The sequence below is a fragment of the Moorena sp. SIO1G6 genome (genome assembly GCF_010672795.1).
GTDB classification, from domain to species: Bacteria; Cyanobacteriota; Cyanobacteriia; order Cyanobacteriales; family Coleofasciculaceae; genus Moorena; species Moorena producens.
In genome coordinates this window covers 4,519-28,905 of the sequence record NZ_JAAHFZ010000027.1, presented here as the reverse complement: position 1 = coordinate 28,905, position 24,387 = coordinate 4,519, and the positions used below count along the sequence as shown (strand labels likewise).

Sequence of the window (24,387 nt, the reverse complement as noted above, 5' to 3'; positions counted from 1 at the left end):
GTAAGGTCAATGGCAGTGAAGCAGAAGAATTGGCTAAAGCAGGTGCTAAACCCTCTGCTTTGATTCTCGAAGAGATGAATTTCGTGGAAACTTGGCTCAAGGGTATCGGAGCGAAAGCCGTTAAGCCAGCATCTGAACTTTATATCCGCCATGCAGGCAATATTACTGGTGTAGTAGACCCTCTCTATGGCTCCCAAATGCTCTTAGGTGGCACACCGAATTGGTCTGCTTTGGGAACCTTTGGCTATCATTTTGATGTGCGCGGGGGTATCGAAGGTCTTGGTAACAGAGCCTCTGAGAACGGGATAAAAAGTGTAAGTTTTAGTAAGCCAATTTTCAACATTGGCATCCAGCATGCCCAAATTAAGACAGTTCCTAATTTAGCCGTTGTTAGTCCTGGTTCTGGGTTTCAAGGGTTTGCTTCATCCGCTGGTAGAATTGTGGAATTCAATGCTGGTGTTGGTCAGGCATTGGGGATAGCTGCCATTACTGCTCTTCTTTCTGGCAGAAACCTAAGTAATGTATCCAACTCTGAGGTCAGAAAAGTACTTTTAAGCACGAAGCAACTTCCTCGCGTCTATGGATATGCTAATAATAATGAAGCTAAGAAATTGAAGAATTTCGAGTCTTTATTAGTGCTAGTTTGAGAGAAATTTTATTAACTAAATCTTAAGATAAAAATTAGTACCTGACTATGGCTGGATTTATGATAATATACTCACACCTGTAGTCTACAGGGTGCAAAAACAAATTTAGCAAGTTAAGGGATGCTTACGGAACTCCAAACAAAAAAATGGACGCGGCTCTTTCACGTCTATGATGCCAATGGCAACAACGTGGTGGAAGAAAACGATTTTGAGGTAATCTTCCAAAATGTTGCCGAAGCCCGTAATTTAACCCCCGGCTCCCCATCATACGAGCAGCTCCATGCCAAGTTGATCGAGGACTGGGAGCATCTGCAAAAAGATGCGGATAAAAACAACGACGGTAAAGTTGAGCTAGCAGAGTGGCTCGAACATGGCGACCACCGTATAAATAGCCCGGATATGTATCAAACTGTTATTGACCTAGCCAATCAGATCTTCGAGCTATTAGATTTGAATGGAAATGGGGTCATTACTCTTGAAGAATACAAGACATTTTATAAGAGTTGGCGGCTTCCTGAGGAGTTAGCTCCAGAAATTTTTCCCAAGCTAGACCTAAGTGGTAATGGAAGCATCAGCAAAGACGAGTTTGTGGAATTAGTAAGGCAATTCCATCACAGCGATGACCCAGATGCCCCCGGAAACTTCTTGTTTGGTCCCTACTAATAGTCCCTACTATAGCAATTCTACGACTTGTGAGGTACAATTTTCTGGGTTTTAGGGAGCAGGGAGTAGGGACTTCGGAGCAGGGAGCAGGGAAGAGGGAGCAGGGAAGAGGGAGCAGGGAAGAGGGAAGAGGGAAGAGGGAAGAGGGAAAAAATAATTTGTACCTCATAGCTAAGAGAAACGCTATAATTTAGGAAATTAATCCTGCTTGTCAGCCCCCATCATCATCCTGCCCGATCAGGGCAACTATTCTCTAGTTAGTCCCAATCGTGATCAACCCATAAAGCTGATGCCATCAAGATCAGATAATGAATGCTAGAGTGTTGACTGAAGAACAAGAGATAATTGAGGCCAAAAAAATAGCTTATGAAGTTCTAGTTAAAGAAGAAAAATGGGAACTGCCAGCAGATAATCCCAGTGGTTTGCATGTCAAAGACCTTCCACAAGGCAAGGTGCTATGGGATGACTATGATACCGTTGCCACTTGGTTAGGGGTTTTCGAACACAATAGCTTAGTGGGATGTCTGAGAATTTGTAGGAGATTTAAGGGAAAATTCGAGCTAGAACGCTATCACGAATTACCCGATTTTATCAAACAAGATAAATTGGCAGTGGAAGGAACAAGGTTGGCAGTTCGCAAACATTACAGACAGTCTACAGCAGTTTTCAAGCTGTTAAAACTATTATATAAAGATTTGTTATATAGCAACGGTGGTTATTTGTTTGGAACCGGTTTTTTACCAAATCCAGGCAAGCTATATGTCAATGAATTCGGAATGACCAAGCATGGACTACCATTTCGCTATCACCCAGAGGACCCCAAAGAGGTTTATCTTTACTATATCAATGGTTACGATCGACCTAACTTAATAGAAATGATCTCCAAGTTTGAAAGATTATTAAAACTGAAGTTACCCTCAGGATAAATAAAGCAAGCCTTTACCTAGTTTGACCCGGTGCGTGGAATGGGCATCTTGCCCGTTACAATTTTCGGACGGACTCTCCCAACACTCGCTAGCGATAAAATTAGGGTGAGCCCGTCTTATCACGCACCCTACGCAACATTTAGGTGCGACCCGTGGCGAATTTAATAATTAGATGCGGAAAGCGCACCTTTACAAAGATGAGATGCATCCGTGTAAGTATTCAACCGGAGATAATATAACATTACCGAAACCACTAGACACCAGATCAATTCGATTTCTTCCAATCCTCTATATCTGGTGCTTTCACAAACTCAGGAAACATGACCTCAAAACCCCTCTCACGCTCAGAAGCTGGTTCATCACTCATATTCAACAAGGTTTCATAGAAGAAAAATGACACACCAGCAAATCCCCGCAGTCGCACAGCATCCACTTGTCGCTGAATTTGTGATACCGGAACTAAGCGAGTTCTGAGACCACTTAAAATCCCAATTCCTACCGGAATATGACTCCGTGCTCTTTTGACTTCTGTCTTGTCTAATTCCGAGATAAAAGTGCTGAAATTATCTCGATAAATCTGGACAATTAGTTCCTCTACCAAACCCCGTTGTTCCCAAGTTGCCCAATCAGCTAAAAAGAATTGGTAAGAAAAACGCTGGGGATTGGGAGATAGGGAAATAATCACATCATTGTTACTGTCTTCAACACTGTCTTTAACTGCTCGAAACAGCTTGGTTAGGAAATCCGTAATTTTATTTGCTCGCCACCGTACCCATTCCTCATCTTTTGGGTCAGTGGGGGGAGATTTACCTTGGTGTTCTTTTTTGTACAATTCTACTGTGAAATCATCGTAACCAAAGGTCACTGGCAAGCCAAAGTGGTCATCGAATTGGATACCATCAACATCATAGTTGTTGACAACTTCGATAACTAAATCTTGAATAAATTGCTGTACCTCTGGTTTAAAAGGATTGAGCCAAACAATCTCTTGTAGTCTTTCATCCTCTGGTTCTAATCCTTTAGTAGTTTGAGTCTTGACCCCATCTTTGGTTTGGGTCAGCCAATCTGGGTGGCGTTTGGCTAATTCAGAATAAGAAGGTGCTTTGAACCCAAATTCAAACCAGGGAATAACTCTCAAACCATTGTCATGTCCCACCTCGACAATCTCTTTGAGAACATCTCGTCCTCCCTGCACCCCCTTCTTTGGGTCAAATAAGTCTTTCTCTAACTCCGTGGATATTCGTGCTTCCAGTCCCACTACCCGTTTAGCTACTTGAGACGGATATAGTGTATAACCCCAATTCCACACTGTAGGATATACCGTGTTAAAGTTCAGCTCCTTAAGTTTTTCTAGGCTATCCGTTACTGCTGTAGTAGACAACAGTACCTCACTATCAATATTTGTCAGCCATACCCCTCTTAACTCCGCTTCAGTAGAAGCAGCAGTTGGTGGCTCAACCTTAGCAATGTATTGATTAGGAATCAATCCAGTAGTTTGGGTAGCTTGGCACAAGAAAGCAGCTACCTCAGCTCGACTAGCTTGTTGGTTAGGTTTGAATTGCTTCACATTAGGGCGATTGACCACAATCTGATTTTCCGTAGCCGCTGCGATCGCATTTTGGGCATAGTTCGGAATTGCCGTAGCATCAGTAAACGCTTCCTTTAAAGTCTCTACGGAAGGGTTAACCGGTTGATACTTCAATCCACTAGCTAAAGATACTAACGCTTGGACACGAGGGATATTTTGCTTAGGGCGGAAAACTCTACCAGGATAGCCAGCCAAAAATCCCGTTTTATCAGCATTACGAATAGCCTGATTAGCCCAGTAATTAGTTGGTACATCTACAAATTTTTTGTCAGTGCGGACTTGAGGAGCACTAGGGAAAGCCTTCAGAAGCAGTGCAGCAAACTCAGCTCTGGTGATCGGAGCATTCGGTTTAAAGCTACCATCTGGGTAACCCCTGATAATATTTTGTTGTGCTAGTTTGGTGATACACGGCTGTGCCCAATAATTGTCTGGGACATCTTTAAAGGTGCCACTGGCGTAGGATGGGGAAAGCTGGCATAGAGGAATTATCATCCCGATCACAAATAGCAAAATCCACCAACCCTGACGTTTAATGGTTTGCTGAAAGGAAACCAGTTTATTTACCAAGGCTATAGGCCAGAGTCTGAGTAACGGTTTCATGGGTTGAACAAGCTCCGGGTAAGGGTGTTGGGTTCATCAGGATTTTGATTAACCGCGAAGATGCAAAAAACACCAACACTAGAGTAGCAGAGGTGATGGATTAGCTTCTAGCAAAAGAAGCCCCACAACGAACATGCGCAGCATGAGTGTTTAAAGTTACCGTAAGATAGGGTCGCTTTTATGGTTAGTCGGTTATGCGTAAAAGGGTTAAATATGCATGTAGTAAAGCGACCCTATCTAAGGCGCGCGTCTTATGGGATGAATTTTGCGCTCTTATTGCATGGAATAAGGAAACAATTACAATTGAATATCGTCTATACTAGATGTAGTAGGGAAAATAAATTAAGAGCTAACCGCCACCTACTAATTAAAAATAGAAATTATTGTATTGTGCCGGCGCGGAGGGGCATCCCGTGTCGTTAATAAAGCTTACCGAGTATCCGAACGCGCCCCGCGTCGGCGAAAGCCGATACCGTTGGGTGGAGTTGGTAAGAAGCCCACACTGAACCGTGCTTGTCAGTGTGGGAGTATGTCACAGGAGGAATTATCTCATGGAGCTAATTAACCGTTACCGTGGCAGTCTCTTAGGATTGGCTGTCGGGGATGCAGTCGGTACTACTTTAGAGTTTAAGCCACCAGGCTCTTTTACCCCGATTCAAGATATGGTGGGTGGTGGGACTTTTGGTTTGAAGCCTGGCTACTGGACTGATGATACATCCATGGCTCTGTGTTTAGCCCATAGTTTGATTGAGCAACAGGGGTTTGATCCAGTTGATCAATTACAGCAGTATCTGCGATGGTACCAAGAAGGTTATCTAAGCAGCACAGGTCAGTGTTTTGATATTGGAAACACAGTATCCCAAGCCTTGCAGCAATTTCAAATAACCCAAAACCCTTACTGTGGTTCCACAGCTCCCCGTAGTGCTGGTAATGGGTCTATCATGCGCTTAGCTCCTGTGCCTTTGTTTTATGCTAAAAAACCAAGAGAAGCGATCGAGAAGTCTGGTGATAGTTCACGCACCACTCATGGAGTAGCAACCGCTGTAGATGCCTGTCGCTACTTGGGGGCGCTGCTAGTAGGAGCAGTTAATGGAGTAAGCAAAGAAGAACTGCTTTCGGAACTCTATTGCCCCATTCCTCAATACTGGCAAGAAAACCCAATGGTTGGGGAAATACACGAAATTGCGACAGGATCCTTCAAATACCGCCAGCCGCCAGAAATTAAGGGGACAGGTTATGTAGTGAAATCCTTAGAAGCAGCTTTATGGGCCTTTGAGCACAGTAGCTCGTTTCGGGAAGGCTGTCTGTTAGCCGTCAACTTAGGTGATGATGCCGATACCACCGGGGCAGTTTACGGACAATTGGCAGGGGCATTTTATGGAGAGGAAGGGATACCAGAATCTTGGCGTTCCCGACTGGTTAAACGGGAGCTGATTGAGTCCACAGCTGAGCAACTATTTGCCCTCGCTCAAAGCGCTTAAGTTATATCAAGTAAGTTATATCAATAGTTATAGCGTTTCAAATACTTATGAAGTACATTCCATTTGCTTCCCCCCTCCCACCCTTCCGCCAGCAGTAGGGGGAATTCCGACTCCCGACTCCCGACTCCCTAAAACCCTAAGGGCGAAAGTCCCTCACCCAGAAGCCAGGGGACTTGATATTAAATAGAATAGACCTGACCATCAATTAATAATCGGGTAATTCCTTTAGCTTGCAAATAGGAAGAGGTCTTCTGAAGCATCTGAGCATCAGGAACCTTGATGACTCGCTCAGAACGGTTAGAAAAACGCCGTGCTACCCTATGGTTTTCAAATACTGGCAAGGTTGTCTCTTGAACTTCTTCGTCAGGAATTTGTCCGAGGTCGCTAAACTCATTCAGAGGGCGAGCAATTAACTCCGCCGCTCGGCTGACTACCAAATAGCAGGTTTTAGGAAGAGAAGCTTCCGAGAGGGGCAAAATTTCAATGTAAGAACCGCTTTTAGCCACAGAGGTTCTGATGGATTCGTGAATCTCAGGATCTGGCAAGTCATCGTCCCAATCTTCATCTAGGTCATCTAGATCATCTAGGTCATCTAGGTCATCTAGATCATCTAGGTCATCCAAATCCTCTAAATCATCATCTTGATCCAAATCCCCTAAATCTTCGTCCAGCAACTCAGCGAATCTCCTAGTTGCTAGTCCCTTATCCTCAGGTAAGAATTCATCTTGGTCATCAACAGACTTATCTTCATCTGAACCTGATGTGGTAATATCTAGTTGCAGTTGGGTATGTTGCTCCTCTTCCTCCACTGGTGGTTGAGCAGCCACAGAGGAACGCTTACGCCGCCGACGTCCATCAGTAGAGGTTGAAGTCAATAAATCACTGATAGATTCTGCTAATGGTTCATTTGCTAATGGTTCATTTTCGAGTCCAACTAGTGATGGTTGAGCTGCTGATTCTACCACAGGCTTAGCCGTTTTGACAGTAGAAGAGGAAACATGATCAGCAGTACGATTAGAGCGCTTTTGTTGGATTAGAGCCTCGTATTCTGGCTCCAACAAGTTGCTCTTAAGGATACGGCTAATGGTGGAGTTACTAACTCCATAACGGTCAGCCAGCGTTGAGGTTGTCTCTGCTGTCTGTCGATATAGTTCTAGGATGTCCTGTTTATCGACATCAGATAGTTTTCTTGGACTCATGCTACTTTTTCAGCTCGCCTGCGTGAACCACGACGGGAACGGCTCGATATTTGATATTCCAGGGCAGCCCCTATTGCAAACAATACACCACTGAATACAAAAAAGACTTCTGGTAAACCGCCACTTTCGTAGTTCGGTCTAGTCTCAGCATACTTAAACCACATATCTGCAATGTACAGGCAAAATGTTGCAGCGGCAATCATTTGCCAGGATTGGGAAAAACGTCCACCCCAAAAAGCTAACAGTAGGGATGAGGCAATAATCAGCAGAATTACATCGAAAGCAATGTAGAGGGTCGTCAATTGGTTTGAATAGGCACTCAGTGAGTTGTCAAGTTCAATAGCCCACCTTGGAGAATTATGATCGGTACTCTGATTTGCCTCAGAGTTGGTTATTTCAGATGGCTCTGCCGAGATGACCATAGCATTATTGTCCTTGACCGGAACTGCTGTGGTCGAGTCAGAAATAGAATACGCAATTATCAAATCACCAGATTCAGGAGTGCTGGATTCGAGGGAAGGGGCAAGTAACAGCAAAGCAGCTAAGGCCATCCCCACTATGGCAATCGCTACAATCGTTAACCCTTGCCAAAGTTCTAAGTTTAAGCGCCTGGGAATAACTGCTAAAAACATGCCTACCCCAAGACATACGTAGGACGATAAGTAAAACACATCTGCTAGTGATACATCAGGGTTAAGGTGAAAATACAGCTCCCACACACCGAATATCAAGTCACCCATCAAATAGAACAGATTCCCCAGACCAAGTCCTAGCCAGACATTTCGTCCACTGGCAATCTGAGGGCTACGCCAATTTCTGAAACAGAGAATACTTGCTACTAGGAAGGGTATACATTCTAAAAAGTAGGTAGTAATCAGGTACCAAAATGGACTTTCTTGCCCAGGGGATGTAATCCCAAACAGCAAGAAGAATAATAGGGAGATAATCGCCCAAGCAATACCACCATAGATGATGGTATTGCTGCTGAGGGGGGATAGATTACCTGATGACCGTTCTGCAGAGCTGCTCATAAGGAATTTCACACTTATCACTGACTAGCACAATAAGACTATGGTTAGGCAGCTAAAATATCTATGATTCTTAAGCTTATTTTCAATTGTAGATTATTGCCATAGATTACCAAGATCAGAGTTGTTAAGCCAGTTGATAAACTGAGTTTGCTCCTGAGGGGGCATATCCTGCAATATATCGCTAACCCCCTGAGCAAAGTTGGTATTGCCAAAATAGTCTTTACCTAAGCGATAGAGTTCTTGCAACAGGGTGATCAAATCATGTTCTTCCCAGGTAGGAAAATCAGAGTTGGTAAGGGGGTCGATTTTGAGCAATTGTTGTACAGCTTGGGTCGATTCAACCTGGGGAAAGTTTAAATCTATCAAGATCTTGGCGATATCCTTCTGAAACAACCCAGCTTGTCTAGCTCCTAAGAAGTCTTCCACATCCATATACACCGTCTGTAGTAGCAAAAGACAGGCTTGAATGTAGGATACCCTAGTGCCCTCAGAGCTGGGTTCAGTGCCTAATTGCTCCAGACGGATTTTTCCCCAAACGCTGTAGCGGTCAGGTTCTTCCAACAATACACAAGCTTTGCCCCGATTATCGGTGAGGTCTCGCCAGAAAGCTATGGCTTCCTCTTCCTGAGTGGAACCAAATACACTGAGCAGGCGAAAGGTTTGCCCCTGGTAATTGAGAATCGGGATTTGCTGCTCCCTCTGTGGGTGCTGAATACTAGAGATTTCAACATCCTGCCTTTTCAAAATAAACATGATACTGGCACATGACTCCTGACAGGGTCAGGGGGTGCTGTTGACGAAGTGTTCTAACCCCCTAGTACTCTGTCAATTTAGTTTTGAGGGTTAGGGCAAGGTCGCACGGTGGCACGGTGGCAAGGTGTTAAGTCATACCTAATGCCTAGTAAAAGCGTGCCTAATCCGGAAAAGTATAGTTTACCCCTCAATTCAATTTTGACAGAGTACTAGTCACTATCTCCTGATCAGAATCCTTGTGACAGGGTCTGACTAAGTTCTGATCAGTGACACTGACTATGTACCTACCTTAACTCGGGTTCGAGCTAAGTGCCTTGAGTCTTACCGCTAATTGAGACAAGCAATCGATAATTGTGGTGGCTATCCACTTAAGCCCAAGGCTCTCCTGAGATCGGGAACGGGGAACGGGCAACGGTTAACGGGGAATGCTTTCTGTTACCGGAGCCATTGTTGCTTGATCCTAAGTTCCCTGTTCCTCCTTGACCTTGACTGTCCCGTTTGAAATTGGTATAATAGTTGTTTATGGTTTACCGACACAGGAGTGAATACCCCCAAAGCGCCTTGATAGGACTAGGTATTAGCCACACAGAGACTGGTACCCGATCACCAGCCAAGCAAAAACAGTTTTTTCTGATGTATGATATAGCTATGCCCTCGTAGCTCAGTGGATAGAGCAAGGGATTTCTAATCCCTGGGTCGTGGGTTCAAATCCTACCGAGGGCGCTCTTTGGTTATTGGTCAAAAGTCAATACCATCTGGCTTAATTTGGCTCACAAAATACATAGGACTAAGGTCTAAATGTAAAGTGATGTTGCGCTCCTCTTAAAAATTATTGAGAAATCCCCCAAACCTGGATGAGACGCATATGCTTAGCTAAACCGCGAGAAGCCCCGCACTTTACCCGATAGGGTAAGTGTCTTGAAGTTACCGTAAGAATAGGGTCGCCTTTATGGTTGGCAGGCTATGCGGAAAAAGGTTAAAACTCATTGATTAAGGCGACCCTATTCTAAGGTTTCATCTCTAGGATGACAGCGGGGCAAGGGTCGTAACGGAGCTTGCCAATTAACTGTGACATACTAGGTATAGTAGGGACATCAAATTAAGAGCTAATCGCCACCTACTAATTAAACCTTGACAACAAAGAATATGGGGTGACCTTCAGAAAAACTCGATAGTTTGAGTTATCTGTGAATGGGTAAAATTCCATAGGTGCGCTTTCCGTCGGCGAATTAAATTCGCGTGGCGGTGCGACCCAAGGCCGGGTTCCCCGGCCTTGGGTCGCACCAACGGGCTCGCACCTGCAGTACTTTGGTTCTAGAACTTCTTGTATTGTTCCGGCGCGGAGGGGCATCCCGTGTCGTTAATAAAGCTTACCGAGTATCCGAAGCGATGGCTGGAGTTGGTAAGAAGCCCGCGCTGTACCGCGCTTGTCAGCGTCGGGAGTATGTCACAAAAATAAAGAAATGTGTCAAGAGATGCCATGGATAACTTACAACGATATCGCATTGTCTGCACCCTAAGCTTTGGTGACATTTATGGACAAATTATGGTTTGGTTAATCGTAATTTTCCTGAGTCTCGCCTCAGCCTTAGCTCTTTGGAGTGCTGACCGCCAAATTTACGCTCTGGCAACTGTCGGGCTGATTTTGGTACTATCTCTGCCCTTCCTGCTCTTTGCCTTCGTGACTACATTGTTAAACCATATTGAAATTGCTCAGATGGAAGAGGAGGAAACCACATCAACAGCGGTCGGCAGAGCGCCTAGACAGAAACCGATTGAGGCGACCGGTTGAAGAGAATCCGAACCATCCCCGGCTTTTTCAGAACCCGGGGAAGGAGAGTTGAGAGCCTCCGTGCTTGATGAGGGGCGCTTCATTCTTTGTCAGAATCCTAGGGGCTAGATGCCTAGAGGCTAGATGCCTAGAGGCTATAACCTAGAGCATAAAATAGGAATTCGGATTCCATAATACGACCGAGATGCTAGAACACGATGTCATTATTGTCGGTGGGGGATTAGCTGGATGTCGCGCTGCTTTAGAGATTAAACGCTCTGAGCCTAAGCTGGATGTCGCCCTTGTGGCTAAAACTCACCCAATTCGTTCCCATTCGGTGGCTGCCCAAGGGGGTATGGCAGCTACTCTGAAGAATGTTGATGCGTCCGATAGCTGGGAAGCCCATGCCTTTGACACGGTTAAAGGGTCTGACTACTTGGCAGACCAGGATGCAGTAGAAATCCTCACCAAAGAGGCTCCAGAGGTAGTCATTGAGCTGGAACACATGGGGGTGCTGTTTTCCCGCTTACCGGATGGTCGGATTGCTCAGAGGGCTTTTGGAGGTCATTCCCATCGGCGCACTTGCTACGCGGCAGATAAGACGGGTCACGCCATTTTGCATGAACTGGTGAACAATCTCCGGCATAACGGTGTCAAACTCTACGATGAGTGGTACGTTATGCAGCTGATTTTGGAAGAGGGTCAGGCAAAAGGGGTGGTTATGTTCCAGCTCCTAGACACGAAGGTGGAAGTAGTACGGGCAAAAGCTGTCATGTTCGCTACCGGGGGTTATGGACGGGTATTTAATACGACCTCCAATGACTTTGCCTCCACTGGGGATGGTCTGGCAATGTCAGCTCTGGCTGGGGTGCCTTTGGAAGATATGGAGTTTGTACAGTTTCACCCTACGGGCTTGTATCCGGTGGGGGTTTTGATTTCTGAGGCGGTACGAGGGGAAGGGGCTTATCTGATTAACTCAGAAGGTGATCGCTTTATGAGCGACTACGCCCCCAAACAAATGGAACTGGCACCCCGGGATATTACTTCAAGAGCGATTACCCTAGAACTCAGAGCTGGTCGTGGAATTCATCCTGATGGCAGTGCAGGTGGACCTTTTGTTTACCTTGACCTGCGCCATATGGGCAAAGACAAGATTATGAGTCGGATTCCGTTTTGCTGGGAAGAAGCCCATCGCTTGCTTGGTATTGACGCAGTACATCAACCAATGCCAGTACGACCAACTGCCCACTACTCCATGGGGGGAATCCCTGTCAACACCGATGGGCAAGTCCATAGTGGTAAAGATGGGTTAATTGAGGGCTTCTTTGCCGCTGGGGAATCAGCCTGTATCTCTGTTCATGGGGCAAATCGCCTCGGGAGTAATTCCCTGTTGGAATGTGTGGTTTATGGCAAAAGAACTGGTGCTGCGATCGCAAAATACGTCCAAGACCGGAAGTTACCAGACATTGATGAGCAATCCTACCTCAATGCAGCCCAGGCAAAAATCAAAGCCCTTGTGGAAAAATCTGGCACCTTACGGCTTAACCAGTTGCGTCAAGCCTTCCAAGACTGTATGACCCAATTCTGTGGCGTTTTCCGTAACCAAGCTTCCATGGAGGAGGGGTTAAACCAACTGGAACAATTGAAACAACAGTACCAGCAAATTTATTTGGATGACAAAGGCAACTGTTGGAACACGGAAATTATCGAAGCCTTGGAACTGCGCAATTTAATGATAGTCGGAGAAATCATTCTTACATCTGCCCTGAACCGACGAGAAAGCCGGGGTGCCCATAGCCGGGAGGATTATCCCCAACGGGATGATCCCAATTTTCTCAAACACACCCTAGCTTTTTACTCATCCGCAGGTATTGACCTGCAATATAAACCGGTAAGCATGACCTTGTTTGAACCGAAAGAGCGGAAGTATTGATTACTAGTCCGAGACTGCCTCAGTGGTCGAGTCATGGGTAACTAGCGTTAGTACTCTGTGTCGGTTACTCATCACTAATCTTCGGGAGTTTCGGGAATTTCGGGAGTTTCCGGAGTTTTTGGAGTTTCGGCTGCCAACTGTTTGACTTGGTCTTTGTACTTGGCTGGTGCTAGGGATGTAGCCTGGTCAAAGAGGGGTTTAGCCTTTTCAGTGTTACCCTGTTCTTGAAAAATCATGGCTTTAGCTAGCACTGGTCTCCAGTCATCTTGGTTGCCTTTGATTGCCTGGTCATATATAGCTGTGGCTTCGTCATAACGCTTCTGATTCGCGTAAACTTGACCTAACAACAACTGCACAGAAATGACATCAATGCTCCCAGGCTTAATTTCATTGACTTGCTGGGAACTTTTTAAGGTGTCTTGCAGCAAACCGATGGCTGCTTCTGGGCGGTTTTCCTGGGTTAGCAAACTAACTAACCCTTGCAGAGCATTCATATCCCCAGGCTTAGCGTTTAATATGTCCCGATAGGCTTGAGCTGCTCCTTCGCGATCGCCAATTTGTTGTTTTACCTGAGCCAGCAAGACTCCATAATCTGTCTGGTCAGTATTGAGTTTGGCTAACTTTTCTAGGGGTTCAATCGTGCCTTTGATGTCTCTTAGCTGCAGCCGTATCTCCAGCAGACCTCTCAAAGCCGTTAAATTTTCTGGTTCTCGCTGCAAGACTAGTTCATAACCCTTGGCTTGAGCTTCTAGTTCTGCTTGCTGCTGGGCAGAAATATTTGGTGTAGCTGTAGGTGTTGCCCCAACAGAGGCGGGATTATCCTTGAAAATATTCCCTAGCAAAGGAATCATCGAAATACCGATAAAGGCTAGCACAGCTAGTACTAGCACTATTTTGATCCACAGACTGCGCTTTTGAGACACAAAACCTTCTTGAACTCTATTGCCATTATGAAACGATTTGGGGGTTTTAAAGTATCCTCCCATAAATCCTATCTATTAAATAAGCTAGCATTAAAGCTCAGTTAAATCGGCTAGAAACCGCTCAGATTAAAGATTCCATAAACTTTGCGGATCTAGCCTTTATCTCACTGCATTCTGTACAGTGGGTAGACTAGTACCAAGTGCGCTCACCCTCCAGTTTTGTGGTGGCAAGAATCCAGGATAATTTTTTCTGGAAAGGACACCGGAAAGCTGGAAGATGTTGACAAAACAATGCTGCCAATGTCAGTCAAAACCACCCATGGGAATGTGTCTCCGCCGCTAGGAGGTTATATGAATTCGTCTGTGAATCGGCTTCCCGACTCAGCTGAGTCATCTGGAATCCAACCACCGGAAGTATCCAGTGTGCAAAACCAGCCCCCAGAAACACCAACTGGTGGCTCTCAAGATACCACCAAATCAGCTCCCTTAGCTGAATCTAATGGGAAAGTAACTACTCAGGTCTCAAGTAAGGTCTCAAGACAGCACCCAATTCCTGCCCCCAGTGAACCTAGGCAATACCGCGCCATTGGTCTGGTCAATGGCAAATATATGCCTTCCGCAGAGCAGTTGACCAGGGGAACACTTGTAGCGGCAGATGGAACCTTGATTGATGCGGTGTTACTCGGTCGGGTCATGAGTTTGGTCAAGAATCACTTAGATCTCAATCAGCCCCACCTCTGGGTTGTCTATCCCCGCATCAGGCAAGCAGACGATAACTTACATGTCCAAATTGTTGGCGTCTGGGAACCAGAAACTCTCGAACCCACAGCTTCAGCTGAAACAACTGACTCGGGAGTTGCTCAGTCCGAAGCAGAAGTCGAGACATCAAATGACTCCTCAGAAGCTGAGGCGGAACCGATTCCGAAGGATGGCTATTTTTCCATTCGTGGCGAGGTGATCTACCATTCGCGGGAGAAGGAACAAGTCGTTGTTAAAATTAGGCAATTACCTCGTAAAGAGTCAGATAAGCCTAAGTTTTTCAAGTTAAAGCTTAAGGGTTGCCTGGGAGAAAGGGTCGTTGGTCATTTTTGGGATTTACATGCACAGCTGCAAGCCAATACCCTGGTGATCCAGGAAGGAAACGATATTGGTTTTCTCAACAAATTTGGACCAAAGAGGAAACCATTTAATAAAAATAAAAAACGTTTTGGTGCTAAAAAGAGTTACCCGAAGCCACGCCCTCCTCGTAAAAAGGATGGCGTGGCTACAGCCACAGCACCCAAACCCCAAAGACCAAGACCGAAACCGATCAAGCGTATTGACAAGGGTAGTAAGGGTGATCCCTCTGGGAATTCTGCTTGATGGGAAGTGGAAAATTGCTCGAAGCGTGAGCTACCACGCTTTACTTTGAAGAAGATGGGGGGATGGGGGAATCGGGACGGACATGGAATATCCCCTACTCCCCTACTCCAGAAGCTACCTGTTCCCCTGGCATCCTCAGAGCAACCCCCAGGAGTTTATTCAATTTTAATTTAATTGATTTTTTTGTTGGCGGGATGGTAAGATTAACAGTCAACAGTTAACAGTCAACAGTTAACAGTCAACAATAATTGACAGTTTATTATTAATTTTTTTTAAATCAAGGGTGTCTTAATTTAAAGTTTTAATTAAGGGATATACTTGACTAGATAATAATGAATAATTAAGTTCATAGTCACGGATGAATTCGGGGAATAAAGATTAGTACATGCTTGTTCCAAAGTTCCGAAGTTCCGAAGTTACCTTTAAATTAATTTGATTTCCTAAGGCTTATGCTCATTGCTATAACTATAAATTAGTTTGATAAAGGATACGCTAACTAATAGCGTTATTGAATCATTTTGGCTAGTATATGGCGAGATAAATTCCATGGATAGGTAAATTTATCAAAATGTTTGATGGATGTCCATGAGCTACCTAACTAAGGTAGTCTTTTTTGGTGAGAGCGATCGCTATCTATGACTATATTTCTAACCCTGAGCGTTGTCCTACTAGCTTTAATCAGTTTCATTAGGGAATGGATGCCAGTGGATATCACTGCGATCGCAGTGATGGTATTACTTATGCTTCTAAAGCTAGTCACCCCAGAACAGGGAATCTCCGGTTTTGGCAACCCTGCCACGATCACTGTGATGGCTATGTTTATCCTCAGTGCTGGGATTGCCCGAACTGGGGCGCTTCAAATCGTGAATGACCTACTGCTGAAGTGGGGAGGCAAGGAGTCAACCCAGCAAATCTTTACCATGGGAATAATTGCTGGGCCCATAACAGGCTTCATTAACAATACCGCTGTGGTGGCTGTACTACTTCCTATTGTAGAAGATTGGTGCCGCAAGCAAAGTATTTCCCCTTCTAGGCTTTTGATGCCCTTATCCTTTGTCACTATCTTAGGGGGCATGATCACTACCATTGGCACCTCCACTAATGTCTTGGCCAGTGGGTTGTCTAAACAGTTGGGCTATGGTGATTTCAGCTTGTTTCAATTCACCCGATTGGGGCTAATTACATTCACCATAGGATTGGCATATTTGGCTCTAGTGGCACCCCGACTTTTGCCCAACCGTAAAGTAGCCAGCAATGGTATTGTCACTCAGGACTATAATCTCAAAGAGTATGTCAGTGAAATTGTAATTACACCAGATTCCAGCCTAGTGGGGCAAACCCTACGTGCCAGTGAAATTCAGCGGAAGTTTGATTTGGACGTTTTGGAACTGATTCGCAATGGTAGCCGTTTTCCCCAACCGCTGGCAGATAAAGTATTGCGACCAGGGGATATTTTGATTGTGAGGTCTGGTCGGGAGTGTCTGCTGAGAGTCAAAGATGAACGAGGGATAGAAATCTTAGCTGATGTCCAATTTGGAAAGCAACCCTTGGAAACGGGTCTTACCTCTGGGGAGGAAGGGATTGCTGAGGTGTTGATCCTGGCTAACTCTAATTTAATTGGCTCAACCTTAAAGGATATGCGGTTTCGACAACGCTATAACGGTACGGTTTTGGCAATTCGACGGGGACAGGAACTGGTCAGAGAAAGACTTGGAAGAGTTTGCTTGCACTTTGGTGATGTGCTGTTGGTACAAGGTCCGAGGCAAAGTTTGTTGGGATTGCAAACCAGTCGAGATTTGTTGGTGATTGGACAGCGAGATTTAGAAACCCTACGGCGAGACAAAGCAGGGATTGCGATCGCAATTAGTGTAGGGGTAGTCTTAGCAGCTGCCTTTAATGTACTACCGATTATGGTGAGTGCCTTGTTGGGAGTAGTCTTGATGGTGATCACTGGTTGTCTCAAGCCTGGGGAACTGTACGGAACAGTACGCTGGGATATTATTTTCCTGCTGGCTGGGTTAATTCCTTTGGGAATAGCCATGAAGGAGTCAGGCACAACCCAATGGTTAGCGGAAAATCTAGTGGCACTAGGGGGTAATCTCCCTGGTTATTGGTTGTTAACACTGTTCTATGTGGTTACTGTCCTGATCACAGAGGTGCTGTCTAATAATGCTTCGGTGGTGTTACTATTGCCGATTGCTGTGGAGGTAGCTAAGAGTTTGAGTCTCAATCCTCTGGCGTTTATGTTTACGGTGATGTTTGCCGCATCTAATAGTTTTATGACTCCGATTGGGTATCAGACCAATACCATGGTTTATGGGCCAGGGGGTTACAGGTTTTTGGATTTTGCTAGGGTGGGTGCCCCATTAAGTTTGTTGATGGCATTGATTATTCCGCCACTGGTGATTGCCCTGTATGGGTTGTCTTGAGTCTCCCCGCTATAAATAGACCGGGATTCTTGAAGCTTTAGCTAAATCTTTTACTATGCAACTGCTAAGTGATCCGAGAGCTGAAATCCGAAGAGTCGGGAAATGATTAACCCCTTATATCAAGTCTGGTTGAATACCCATCAATTTTGGGGGGCGCGGGGAGGTTGGGGAGGGTGGGAAGTGTGGGGAGATGGCCAGATGGCCAGATGGCCAGATGGGGGAGATTTTTATTAAGGGTAATTATCTTGACATGATATTACCGGCAACAGACGGGTCGGAAAGTCCGGTTCTAAACCAGAGGTGCCCGATGGTATACTCTGGACTCTTTCCCCTCTTCCCCCTCCTGATTGTGAATCGTGATATCTTTGAACGCAACTTGATATCAAGGCTGGTGATTGGAAAAAAAATTGGCTGAAGAATAGTTTGGTCAACTGGGGTAGAGTTTTTTTTCTGAACCAATGAATTTAATTGATTGGCTAAACTATCCAGATTTAACCAATAACTCTTGAATAACTGAACAGATAATTATTATAAACCATAATTATCGATTTAAAATCTCACCATAACCTGTAGATTATAGCAAAAAAAATAGTATCAAATTATTCAATTTTTAAAGAGTTGTAAACCATTGATATTTTAGCATTAAAACCTATATTATTACGTTTGATGGCCATTACACTCTTTAAAAAAATACCTTAAATAAGTAGAAATACCTCAGAGCTAAAACCTAGCAGGGCGCTATGGTAAAGCTATGATAATAATAAATTTTAAATTAATTTAAAATTTATTATTATATAATCGATAAAATAATTGATTGTTATTCCACAAGTTTAAACCAGAGTAACCATAGGGATTTTAGTGAGGAGATAGTTTTGAAACGGACTCAAAGATCAGATCAGAGATTACCCAGGGTGGTTTATACCCCTGAGAGTCAGATGAGGCATCCGCTTCAATTATTTCAAGAGATGCGGCGAGACTTGCTGGCTTCTAGAGAACTAGCTTGGCGACTTCTGGTCCGGGATATCAGTGCTCAATACCGCCAGTCATTGCTGGGAATTATCTGGGCTTTTATACCACCAATTGTGACGGCTGTTGGCTTTACTTTGGCTAAGAGTAATGGGGTGATTAATGTTGGTAGCACGGGCTTGCCCTATCCAGCTTATGTGATGTTTAGCATGACCCTGTGGCAGACTTTTGTGGAAACACTGAATGGTCCTGTCCAAGCGGTGACCGAGGCAAAGGCGATGTTGGCTAAAATTAATTTCCCCCGTGAAGCCATTATTCTTAGCAAACTGGGTCAAGTATTTTTTAACTTTGGTATCAAGCTGATTCTGATTGTGGGCTTGTTTATCTGGTTCAGGATGCCAGTAAGTTGGAGCGTGATTATAGCACCAGTGGCTTTCATTCATCTTGTCTTATTCGGAACATTTATTGGCTTGTTATTAGCCCCGATGGGAGCCTTGTATAAAGATTTTTCTATGGGTCTTACTTTGGCAACTGGATTTTGGTTGTTTCTGACTCCAGTTGTCTACCCAGTTCCTAGTGAGGGGGTATTTGGCGCTATTGTGAAATTGAATCCAGTCACTCCTTTGCTGGTGACAACACGAGAGTTGGCAACGACAGGTGTGATATCAGAACCTCTGGGATTTTGGGTTACGAGTGGGATTGCTGTTGTGGGATTGCTCCTAGCTTGGATTGTCTATCGTCTATCTATCCCTTTTGTAGTTGAGAGGATCAGTTCTTAATTATGATTAGTAGCACTGAGCGAGACGTTGCGGACAAATCCCAGGATAGTGAAGTCATTCTCTCGGTTAATGGGGTTTCTAAAAAGTTTTGTCGGGACTTGAAGCGGTCTTTATTATATGGGGTCCATGATATTGCCACTGAGTTAGTAGGATTGAGGCAGAAGGATGAGAAGCTGCGGAAAAAGGAGTTTTGGGCACTGAATGATGTCAGTATTCAATTGCGACGAGGAGAAGCTATTGGCTTAGTGGGGACAAATGGTAGTGGTAAATCGACATTGTTGCGGATTATTAGTGGTTTGATTAAGCCGGATGTTGGCTCTGTGGAAGTTAAAGGTCGGTTGGCACCATTGATTGCTTTGGGAGCAGGGTTTAATCCGATTTTGACAGGGCGGGAAAATATTTATGCCAATATGTCGATTTTGGGGTTGTCGAAGGAAGAAATTGATCAGCGGTTTGATCAAGTTCTAGAGTTTGCGGAAATTGGGGATGCGATTGATTCGCCGGTACAAACCTATAGTTCTGGAATGGCAGCAAGGTTAGGCTTCGCTAGTGCAATTCATACAGAACCAGATATTCTTCTGATTGATGAGGTGCTAGCAGTCGGCGATCTTCTGTTTAGGATGAAATGCTATAGAAAGCTGTCTGAATTACGTGATAAAGGTACAACCTTTGTTCTAGTAGCTCACAATCCTAATTCTATTCTATCTATTTGTGATTCAGCAATTTATCTTCAACGAGGAAAATTACTAGCAGTTGGTAAGGCGGCTGTGGTAATGCAAAAATATGATGAAGATTTGTTCCTAGATAACAAACAGGAATCACAGGGCGCTGTTTTCTTTCAAGAAAAACCACCAGAAGAAAGCACTGGTTTAGATATTCTTGCCGTTTACTTTAAAGATGGACAAGGAAATAGGATTGAATATCCTCTGAGTGGTCAACCTGTATACTTGTGTGTTAATTGCAAAGCTCACACAGAAATTTCTCATGGAATCCTTTGTATTATGATTAGAGAAATTTCTGGAGAAGGGGAACCATTATTAAACCTGGATAGTAACCTAGACAACACAATATTAAAAATTTATAATGGAATAGTTCAACTTCAGTTAGAAATGCCTTATCTTGGATTAAGACCTGGTTCTTACTCTAGTAGAGTCTGGGTCAAAAAGCCACCTAAGTATATCTACGACCACGTATCATTAACCTTCAAAGTTAAAAGTAATTCATTAATGACACAATGTCAATTTTATCAACCTAGAAAATGGAAAGCATTACCCCAATAACAAAAAATATTGTTGTTATAACCATTATAATAGATGTATAACTTATTTAAGTTAATTCGTAATTTACGGAATAATTATAAAAAACAACTAATACAAAAATATTACCGTAAAAACCTGGGAAATCTTGGGGAAGACTGTTATATAGGCCAAAGCGTAATCAAAAATAATTTAAGTAAATTATTTATTGGAAATCGAGTCATTGTAGAAAATAATGTAACTCTTCAATGTAATTTGGAAGACTCTGCTATTCATATTGGCGATCGCTCAATTATCCGAAGTTCAGCAATGCTCATATCTGCACAGGGTAAGATAAAAATTGGTAGTGACTGTAGTGTCAACCCTTTCTGTTTTCTTTATGGTGCAGGTGACTTAGTTATAGGAAACTGGGTCAGAATCGCTACCCATACTGTAATTGTTACTTCAAACTATACCTTTGATGATCTTGATACGCCTATCGACCTTCAACCGTCTACTAAGAAAGGTGTCATTATAGAAGATGATGTTTGGATAGGAGCGGGAGTAAGAATCCTTGATGGTTGCAGAATAGGTAAAGGTTCTGTCATCGGTGCTGGGACAGTTTTAACCAAGAGTGTTGAGCCTTACTCCGTAGTTGTAGGAGTACCAGGCAAGGTTATTCGTAAACGTGGTGAACCTAAAGAGAGTAAACAGGATCAAGTTTTTTCCAAGACTAGTCAAAGTCAAATAGATTTATCTAATCAAATTATTACTAATAAATAATTCCTAGCACTATTATGAAAATTAGCCATGAAAAATCAAGAGCGTGTGCGAGTATTTATCGGATCTGGCGAAGCGAGTCTACTGGAGAGGAAAGTCTCAATTTACTCTCTTCGTAAGCATAGCCATAGGGAACTGGATATTTATGTTTTCAATGGCACCCACAATGCTATTGAACTTAATGATGATCAGCCTTATCTCGCTCCCATGTCCTTAAGAGTTAAATATCGGAATACAACTGAGTTTAGTCTCTACCGATATTTGATTCCACAACTCTGTAACTATCAAGGTAAAGCTATTTATATTGACTCAGATACTATCTGTTTGACTGATATTGGTGAACTATTAGACACACCTTTGAATGGCTGTGATTTCCTAGTAAAAAGAGCTTATAGCAGTGAAGCTAAAGACCTTTGGGGCTTGAGCGTAATGCTGATCGATTGTCAAAAATGCAACTTTGATTTAGAAACCTACTACGACGAAATTGAGCAAGGTCTGTATTCTTACCCTGACCTTGCCCGTATGAGTCCTGCTTTTCTTGCTCATCACAATTACCAGATCGGAGAACTAGACCCCCTTTGGAATGTCTTTGATTACTATGACAAAGATACGAAGTTAATCCACTATACGAACCTCTACACTCAACCCTGGAAGTATACCAATCATCCCTATGGAGATCTATGGTTTCAGTACTTTAAGGAAGCTAGGGATTGCGGTTATATAACCCAAAATGATATTGATTTAAGCCTTGTTCGTTCCTACGTCAGGCGTGATTTACTAGAGGGAAATTTCTCAACCATGGCTCGGGAAATAGTTTCTTTAAAAAGGGCGATTAAATCCGTTAAAAAAACTAGTTGGTTTTAAGTAAGCATTCAGCGGTCAGCGGTCAGCAGTCAGTGGTCAGCAGTCAGCCGTCAGCCGTGAGCTTTTAGCTCACGCTACGCGAACAGCTTTGTGGCACAGGCTTCTAGTTTGTGGCACAGGCTTCGACGCTGTGACGAATGCCTATGTTATTCAAAAGCTGATACGCGACACGCTGATAGCTGATACGCGACACGCTGATAGCTGATAGCTGATACGCGACACGCTGATAGCTGAATACTTACGGTTTTAAGTTACTTAAAACTCCAATAAAATAGCCTATAATCGACTTATGTATGGGGAATTTAAGGAGATAAAAATTAAATCATTTAGTTTAGGGTATATCTACTTATATTACCCCAATTATAGACAGATATATGCAGTTCCTAATGGAAAAAACTTGCTTTTCACAGGTTGTTGAAAGGCTAAAAATAGAAGCTGATGCAATTACTCTAGCTGCCAATCGACTTCAACCTCAGGAAGTTGAGCAAGCTGTTGAGCTTTTAGCTAATTGTCGAGGTAAGGTGGTATTGGTGGGAGTTGGCAAGTCAGGAATTGTAGGGCGTAAAATTGCTGCTACCTTGACGAGTACGGGGACTCTAGCAACCTATCTACATCCAGGGGATGCTATGCACGGTGACTTAGGGAGCGTCACCTCTTCAGATGTGGTTGTGACTTTGAGCAACAGTGGTGAAACCGATGAGCTTGTGGCTGTAATGCCTTACCTCAAGCGTCGGCAATTACCGATTATTGCGATTGTGGGCAACCTGAACTCTACTCTTGCTCGCAATGCAGATGTTGTGCTTGATGCTTCCGTTGATCAAGAAGTGTGTCCTTTTAATCTTGCTCCAACTACCAGCACAACGGTTGCTCTGGCAATTGGAGATGCTTTGGCAATGACACTAATGCCAATTAAGGGGCTAACGCCAGAAGATTTTGCTCTGAATCATCCGGCAGGACGTTTGGGTAAGCGCCTGACTTTGAGAGTCGCAGACTTAATGCACAAAGACCAAGACAACCCTGTGATTTCCCCTCAAGCCAGCTGGATTGAAATTGTTGGTGCTATCACTAAAGGCAGTTTGGGAGCAGTCAATGTAGTTGACGATAGGGGTGAACTTTTCGGAATTATTACTGACGGTGATTTACGACGTTCGATTGCCAAAATCAAGCCAACTGAGCTAGAACACCTCAAGGCAGTAGCAATTATGACTCCCAATCCGGTAATGGTTCAACCTGACCAACTGGCTTACGATGCCTTACAGCTTATGGAAAATCGGACTTCTCAAATCTCCGTGTTGCCGGTGGTGGATAAACACAAACGCTGTATTGGCTTACTTCGACTCCATGACATTGCTCAAAGTGGTATACTTTGAGCAAGCTTGAAGAAGCATCTACCTACTCGTGTAATAGGAAATAAAAATTATTAGGAGTAGGTTATGAACTCTGTTCGCATCGAAGCAGAAGACTACAATACTGGTGGTCAAGGGGTAGCTTATTACGATCTTGACCCTGGCAACAATGGTGGAGAGTATCGCTTTGAGGATGTGGATATTTCTTACAGCGGCGATGTAGATGGCACGCCGCTGGTGGGTTGGATTGAGTCAGGAGAATGGCTGACCTATGAGGTCACCATTCCCAGTTCCGGGACTTATCAACTCGAAGCTCGTGTGGCTTCTGCACTCAATGGCAATCATAGCTTCCAAGTCAGTCTAGACGGAGAACAGGCCAGTGTGAATTTGGGCAACACTGGTGGCTGGAGAACTTGGCAGACGATCGAGTCTTCCCAAGTGCTCAGCCTCAGTGCCGGGACTCATCAATTGCGCCTGGATGTACTGAGTGGGGGCTTCAACATCAACTACATTGATTTGATTCCGGTCTCACCATCTGTGACCCCAACTCCTGAGGTCGGCAACGGCAATAATGGTGGTACAGATAACAACACCTCTAATCAGGGCAACGGAATTGATACTATAACTGATGTTCAGGCAAGCGGCTCTACTGTTCGCATCGAAGCAGAAGACTACAATACTGGTGGTCAAGGGGTAGCTTATTACGATCTTGACCCTGGCAATAATGGTGGAGAGTATCGCTTTGAGGATGTGGATATTTCTTACAGCGGCGATGTAGATGGCACGCCGCTGGTGGGTTGGATTGAGTCAGGAGAATGGCTGACCTATGAGGTCACCATTCCCAGTTCCGGGACTTATCAACTCGAAGCTCGTGTGGCTTCTGCACTCAATGGCAATCATAGCTTCCAAGTCAGTCTAGACGGAGAACAGGCCAGTGTGAATTTGGGCAACACTGGTGGCTGGAGAACTTGGCAGACGATCGAGTCTTCCCAAGTGCTCAGCCTCAGTGCCGGGACTCATCAATTGCGCCTGGATGTACTGAGTGGGGGCTTCAACATCAACTACATTGATTTGATTCCGGTCTCACCATCTGTGACCCCAACTCCTGAGG

22 protein-coding genes and 1 tRNA gene are annotated in these 24,387 nt (G+C 44.3%); 18 read left to right on the top strand and 5 right to left on the bottom strand.

The features are described from left to right. Positions 1-29: 29 nt before the first annotated feature. The 4 genes from F6K63_RS22795 (at position 30) to F6K63_RS22780 (ending at position 2,236) form a co-directional block, all read left to right on the top strand. Positions 30-647: a hypothetical protein gene (locus F6K63_RS22795; protein ID WP_271969912.1), complete on the top strand. Its 618-nt coding sequence runs from the start codon at positions 30-32 to the stop codon at positions 645-647. A gap of 120 nt (positions 648-767) precedes the next feature. Beyond that, on the top strand, positions 768-1,310 hold the full coding sequence (locus tag F6K63_RS22790; protein WP_071107451.1) for an EF-hand domain-containing protein: 543 nt from the start codon (positions 768-770) through the stop codon (positions 1,308-1,310). Positions 1,311-1,339: 29 nt separating this feature from the next. After that, positions 1,340-1,504, top strand: a complete 165-nt coding sequence (locus F6K63_RS22785) for a hypothetical protein (protein ID WP_271969911.1) — start codon at positions 1,340-1,342, stop codon at positions 1,502-1,504. A gap of 114 nt (positions 1,505-1,618) precedes the next feature. Beyond that, positions 1,619-2,236 carry a GNAT family N-acyltransferase gene (locus F6K63_RS22780; protein ID WP_287313181.1) on the top strand — a complete coding sequence of 206 codons (618 nt, stop codon included), beginning with the start codon at positions 1,619-1,621 and terminating at the stop codon, positions 2,234-2,236. Between the two features lie 265 nt (positions 2,237-2,501). On the opposite strand, the gene F6K63_RS22775 is transcribed toward F6K63_RS22780, so the two are convergent. After that, the gene (locus F6K63_RS22775; protein WP_071107454.1) at positions 2,502-4,424 is read right to left on the bottom strand and encodes a glycoside hydrolase family 10-like protein; all 1,923 of its coding nucleotides are present in this window, start codon (positions 4,422-4,424) and stop codon (positions 2,502-2,504) included. A gap of 551 nt (positions 4,425-4,975) precedes the next feature. Here F6K63_RS22775 and F6K63_RS22770 point away from each other — a divergent pair. Then, positions 4,976-5,905 (top strand): ADP-ribosylglycohydrolase family protein, encoded by a 930-nt coding sequence (locus F6K63_RS22770; protein ID WP_287313180.1) that lies wholly within the window; start codon positions 4,976-4,978, stop codon positions 5,903-5,905. A gap of 179 nt (positions 5,906-6,084) precedes the next feature. Here the strand turns inward: F6K63_RS22770 and F6K63_RS22765 are convergent, their stop codons facing one another. The 3 genes from F6K63_RS22765 to F6K63_RS22755 form a co-directional block, all read right to left on the bottom strand. Continuing rightward, complete coding sequence (locus F6K63_RS22765) at positions 6,085-7,104, bottom strand: helix-turn-helix domain-containing protein (protein WP_287313179.1); 1,020 nt, start codon at positions 7,102-7,104, stop codon at positions 6,085-6,087. Continuing rightward, positions 7,101-8,135 carry a hypothetical protein gene (locus F6K63_RS22760; protein ID WP_008179304.1) on the bottom strand — a complete coding sequence of 345 codons (1,035 nt, stop codon included), beginning with the start codon at positions 8,133-8,135 and terminating at the stop codon, positions 7,101-7,103. Before F6K63_RS22760 ends, F6K63_RS22765 begins: the two co-directional genes overlap by 4 nt. A gap of 93 nt (positions 8,136-8,228) precedes the next feature. Beyond that, on the bottom strand, positions 8,229-8,888 hold the full coding sequence (locus tag F6K63_RS22755) for an Npun_F0813 family protein (RefSeq protein WP_008179302.1): 660 nt from the start codon (positions 8,886-8,888) through the stop codon (positions 8,229-8,231). Positions 8,889-9,538: 650 nt separating this feature from the next. Between F6K63_RS22755 and F6K63_RS22750 the strand changes: the two genes are divergently transcribed. The 3 genes from F6K63_RS22750 (at position 9,539) to F6K63_RS22740 (ending at position 12,592) form a co-directional block, all read left to right on the top strand. Further along, positions 9,539-9,611, top strand: a tRNA-Arg gene (locus tag F6K63_RS22750). Between the two features lie 757 nt (positions 9,612-10,368). Next, positions 10,369-10,680 carry a hypothetical protein gene (locus F6K63_RS22745; RefSeq protein ID WP_008179300.1) on the top strand — a complete coding sequence of 104 codons (312 nt, stop codon included), beginning with the start codon at positions 10,369-10,371 and terminating at the stop codon, positions 10,678-10,680. A 184-nt stretch (positions 10,681-10,864) separates the two neighbouring features. Continuing rightward, on the top strand, positions 10,865-12,592 hold the full coding sequence (locus tag F6K63_RS22740; protein WP_008179299.1) for a succinate dehydrogenase/fumarate reductase flavoprotein subunit: 1,728 nt from the start codon (positions 10,865-10,867) through the stop codon (positions 12,590-12,592). Positions 12,593-12,666: 74 nt separating this feature from the next. Here the strand turns inward: F6K63_RS22740 and F6K63_RS22735 are convergent, their stop codons facing one another. Then, positions 12,667-13,578: a tetratricopeptide repeat protein gene (locus F6K63_RS22735; RefSeq protein ID WP_287313178.1), complete on the bottom strand. Its 912-nt coding sequence runs from the start codon at positions 13,576-13,578 to the stop codon at positions 12,667-12,669. A gap of 288 nt (positions 13,579-13,866) precedes the next feature. Here F6K63_RS22735 and patR point away from each other — a divergent pair, with 288 nt between their 5' ends. The 10 genes from patR to F6K63_RS22685 form a co-directional block, all read left to right on the top strand. Beyond that, entirely contained in the window at positions 13,867-14,877 is a 1,011-nt protein-coding gene (gene patR / locus F6K63_RS22730) for a heterocyst master regulator PatR (protein ID WP_044492236.1), read from the top strand. A 6-nt stretch (positions 14,878-14,883) separates the two neighbouring features. After that, a complete protein-coding gene (locus tag F6K63_RS22725) occupies positions 14,884-15,051 on the top strand; it encodes a hypothetical protein (protein ID WP_154659665.1) in 168 nt (55 codons plus the stop codon). Positions 15,052-15,512: 461 nt separating this feature from the next. Further along, positions 15,513-17,306, top strand: coding sequence for an SLC13 family permease (locus F6K63_RS22720; RefSeq protein WP_071107460.1), 1,794 nt, complete (start codon positions 15,513-15,515; stop codon positions 17,304-17,306). A 102-nt stretch (positions 17,307-17,408) separates the two neighbouring features. Beyond that, positions 17,409-17,540 (top strand): hypothetical protein, encoded by a 132-nt coding sequence (locus F6K63_RS22715; protein ID WP_267875759.1) that lies wholly within the window; start codon positions 17,409-17,411, stop codon positions 17,538-17,540. A gap of 701 nt (positions 17,541-18,241) precedes the next feature. Continuing rightward, a complete protein-coding gene (locus tag F6K63_RS22710; protein ID WP_193431614.1) occupies positions 18,242-19,051 on the top strand; it encodes an ABC transporter permease in 810 nt (269 codons plus the stop codon). Positions 19,052-19,053: 2 nt separating this feature from the next. Beyond that, a complete protein-coding gene (locus F6K63_RS22705; protein WP_287313177.1) occupies positions 19,054-20,331 on the top strand; it encodes an ABC transporter ATP-binding protein in 1,278 nt (425 codons plus the stop codon). 33 nt (positions 20,332-20,364) lie between these two features. After that, on the top strand, positions 20,365-21,069 hold the full coding sequence (locus tag F6K63_RS22700; RefSeq protein WP_287313176.1) for an acyltransferase: 705 nt from the start codon (positions 20,365-20,367) through the stop codon (positions 21,067-21,069). Positions 21,070-21,096: 27 nt separating this feature from the next. Beyond that, a complete protein-coding gene (locus F6K63_RS22695) occupies positions 21,097-21,930 on the top strand; it encodes a glycosyltransferase (protein WP_071107464.1) in 834 nt (277 codons plus the stop codon). A 386-nt stretch (positions 21,931-22,316) separates the two neighbouring features. After that, on the top strand, positions 22,317-23,300 hold the full coding sequence (locus tag F6K63_RS22690; RefSeq protein ID WP_287313175.1) for a KpsF/GutQ family sugar-phosphate isomerase: 984 nt from the start codon (positions 22,317-22,319) through the stop codon (positions 23,298-23,300). A gap of 63 nt (positions 23,301-23,363) precedes the next feature. Next, positions 23,364-24,387, top strand: a 1,024-nt coding sequence (locus F6K63_RS22685) for a carbohydrate-binding protein (RefSeq protein ID WP_287313174.1), incomplete at its 3' end; no start/stop codon positions are given.

Excerpts from the sequence above, each read along its gene's own strand:
- F6K63_RS22735 (WP_287313178.1), bottom strand. The coding sequence starts at position 13,578 with ATGGGAGGATACTTTAAAACCCCCAAATCGTTTCATAATGGCAATAGA.
- F6K63_RS22770 (WP_287313180.1), top strand. The coding sequence starts at position 4,976 with ATGGAGCTAATTAACCGTTACCGTGGCAGTCTCTTAGGATTGGCTGTC.
- F6K63_RS22760 (WP_008179304.1), bottom strand. The coding sequence starts at position 8,135 with ATGAGCAGCTCTGCAGAACGGTCATCAGGTAATCTATCCCCCCTCAGC.
- F6K63_RS22715 (WP_267875759.1), top strand. The coding sequence starts at position 17,409 with ATGATTAACCCCTTATATCAAGTCTGGTTGAATACCCATCAATTTTGG.
- F6K63_RS22790 (WP_071107451.1), top strand. The coding sequence starts at position 768 with ATGCTTACGGAACTCCAAACAAAAAAATGGACGCGGCTCTTTCACGTC.
- F6K63_RS22705 (WP_287313177.1), top strand. The coding sequence starts at position 19,054 with ATGATTAGTAGCACTGAGCGAGACGTTGCGGACAAATCCCAGGATAGT.
- F6K63_RS22780 (WP_287313181.1), top strand. The coding sequence starts at position 1,619 with ATGAATGCTAGAGTGTTGACTGAAGAACAAGAGATAATTGAGGCCAAA.
- F6K63_RS22710 (WP_193431614.1), top strand. The coding sequence starts at position 18,242 with ATGAGGCATCCGCTTCAATTATTTCAAGAGATGCGGCGAGACTTGCTG.
- patR (WP_044492236.1), top strand. The coding sequence starts at position 13,867 with ATGAATTCGTCTGTGAATCGGCTTCCCGACTCAGCTGAGTCATCTGGA.
- F6K63_RS22775 (WP_071107454.1), bottom strand. The coding sequence starts at position 4,424 with ATGAAACCGTTACTCAGACTCTGGCCTATAGCCTTGGTAAATAAACTG.
- F6K63_RS22690 (WP_287313175.1), top strand. The coding sequence starts at position 22,317 with ATGGAAAAAACTTGCTTTTCACAGGTTGTTGAAAGGCTAAAAATAGAA.
- F6K63_RS22740 (WP_008179299.1), top strand. The coding sequence starts at position 10,865 with ATGCTAGAACACGATGTCATTATTGTCGGTGGGGGATTAGCTGGATGT.
- F6K63_RS22700 (WP_287313176.1), top strand. The coding sequence starts at position 20,365 with ATGTATAACTTATTTAAGTTAATTCGTAATTTACGGAATAATTATAAA.
- F6K63_RS22745 (WP_008179300.1), top strand. The coding sequence starts at position 10,369 with ATGGATAACTTACAACGATATCGCATTGTCTGCACCCTAAGCTTTGGT.
- F6K63_RS22755 (WP_008179302.1), bottom strand. The coding sequence starts at position 8,888 with ATGTTTATTTTGAAAAGGCAGGATGTTGAAATCTCTAGTATTCAGCAC.
- F6K63_RS22720 (WP_071107460.1), top strand. The coding sequence starts at position 15,513 with ATGACTATATTTCTAACCCTGAGCGTTGTCCTACTAGCTTTAATCAGT.
- F6K63_RS22765 (WP_287313179.1), bottom strand. The coding sequence starts at position 7,104 with ATGAGTCCAAGAAAACTATCTGATGTCGATAAACAGGACATCCTAGAA.
- F6K63_RS22695 (WP_071107464.1), top strand. The coding sequence starts at position 21,097 with ATGAAAAATCAAGAGCGTGTGCGAGTATTTATCGGATCTGGCGAAGCG.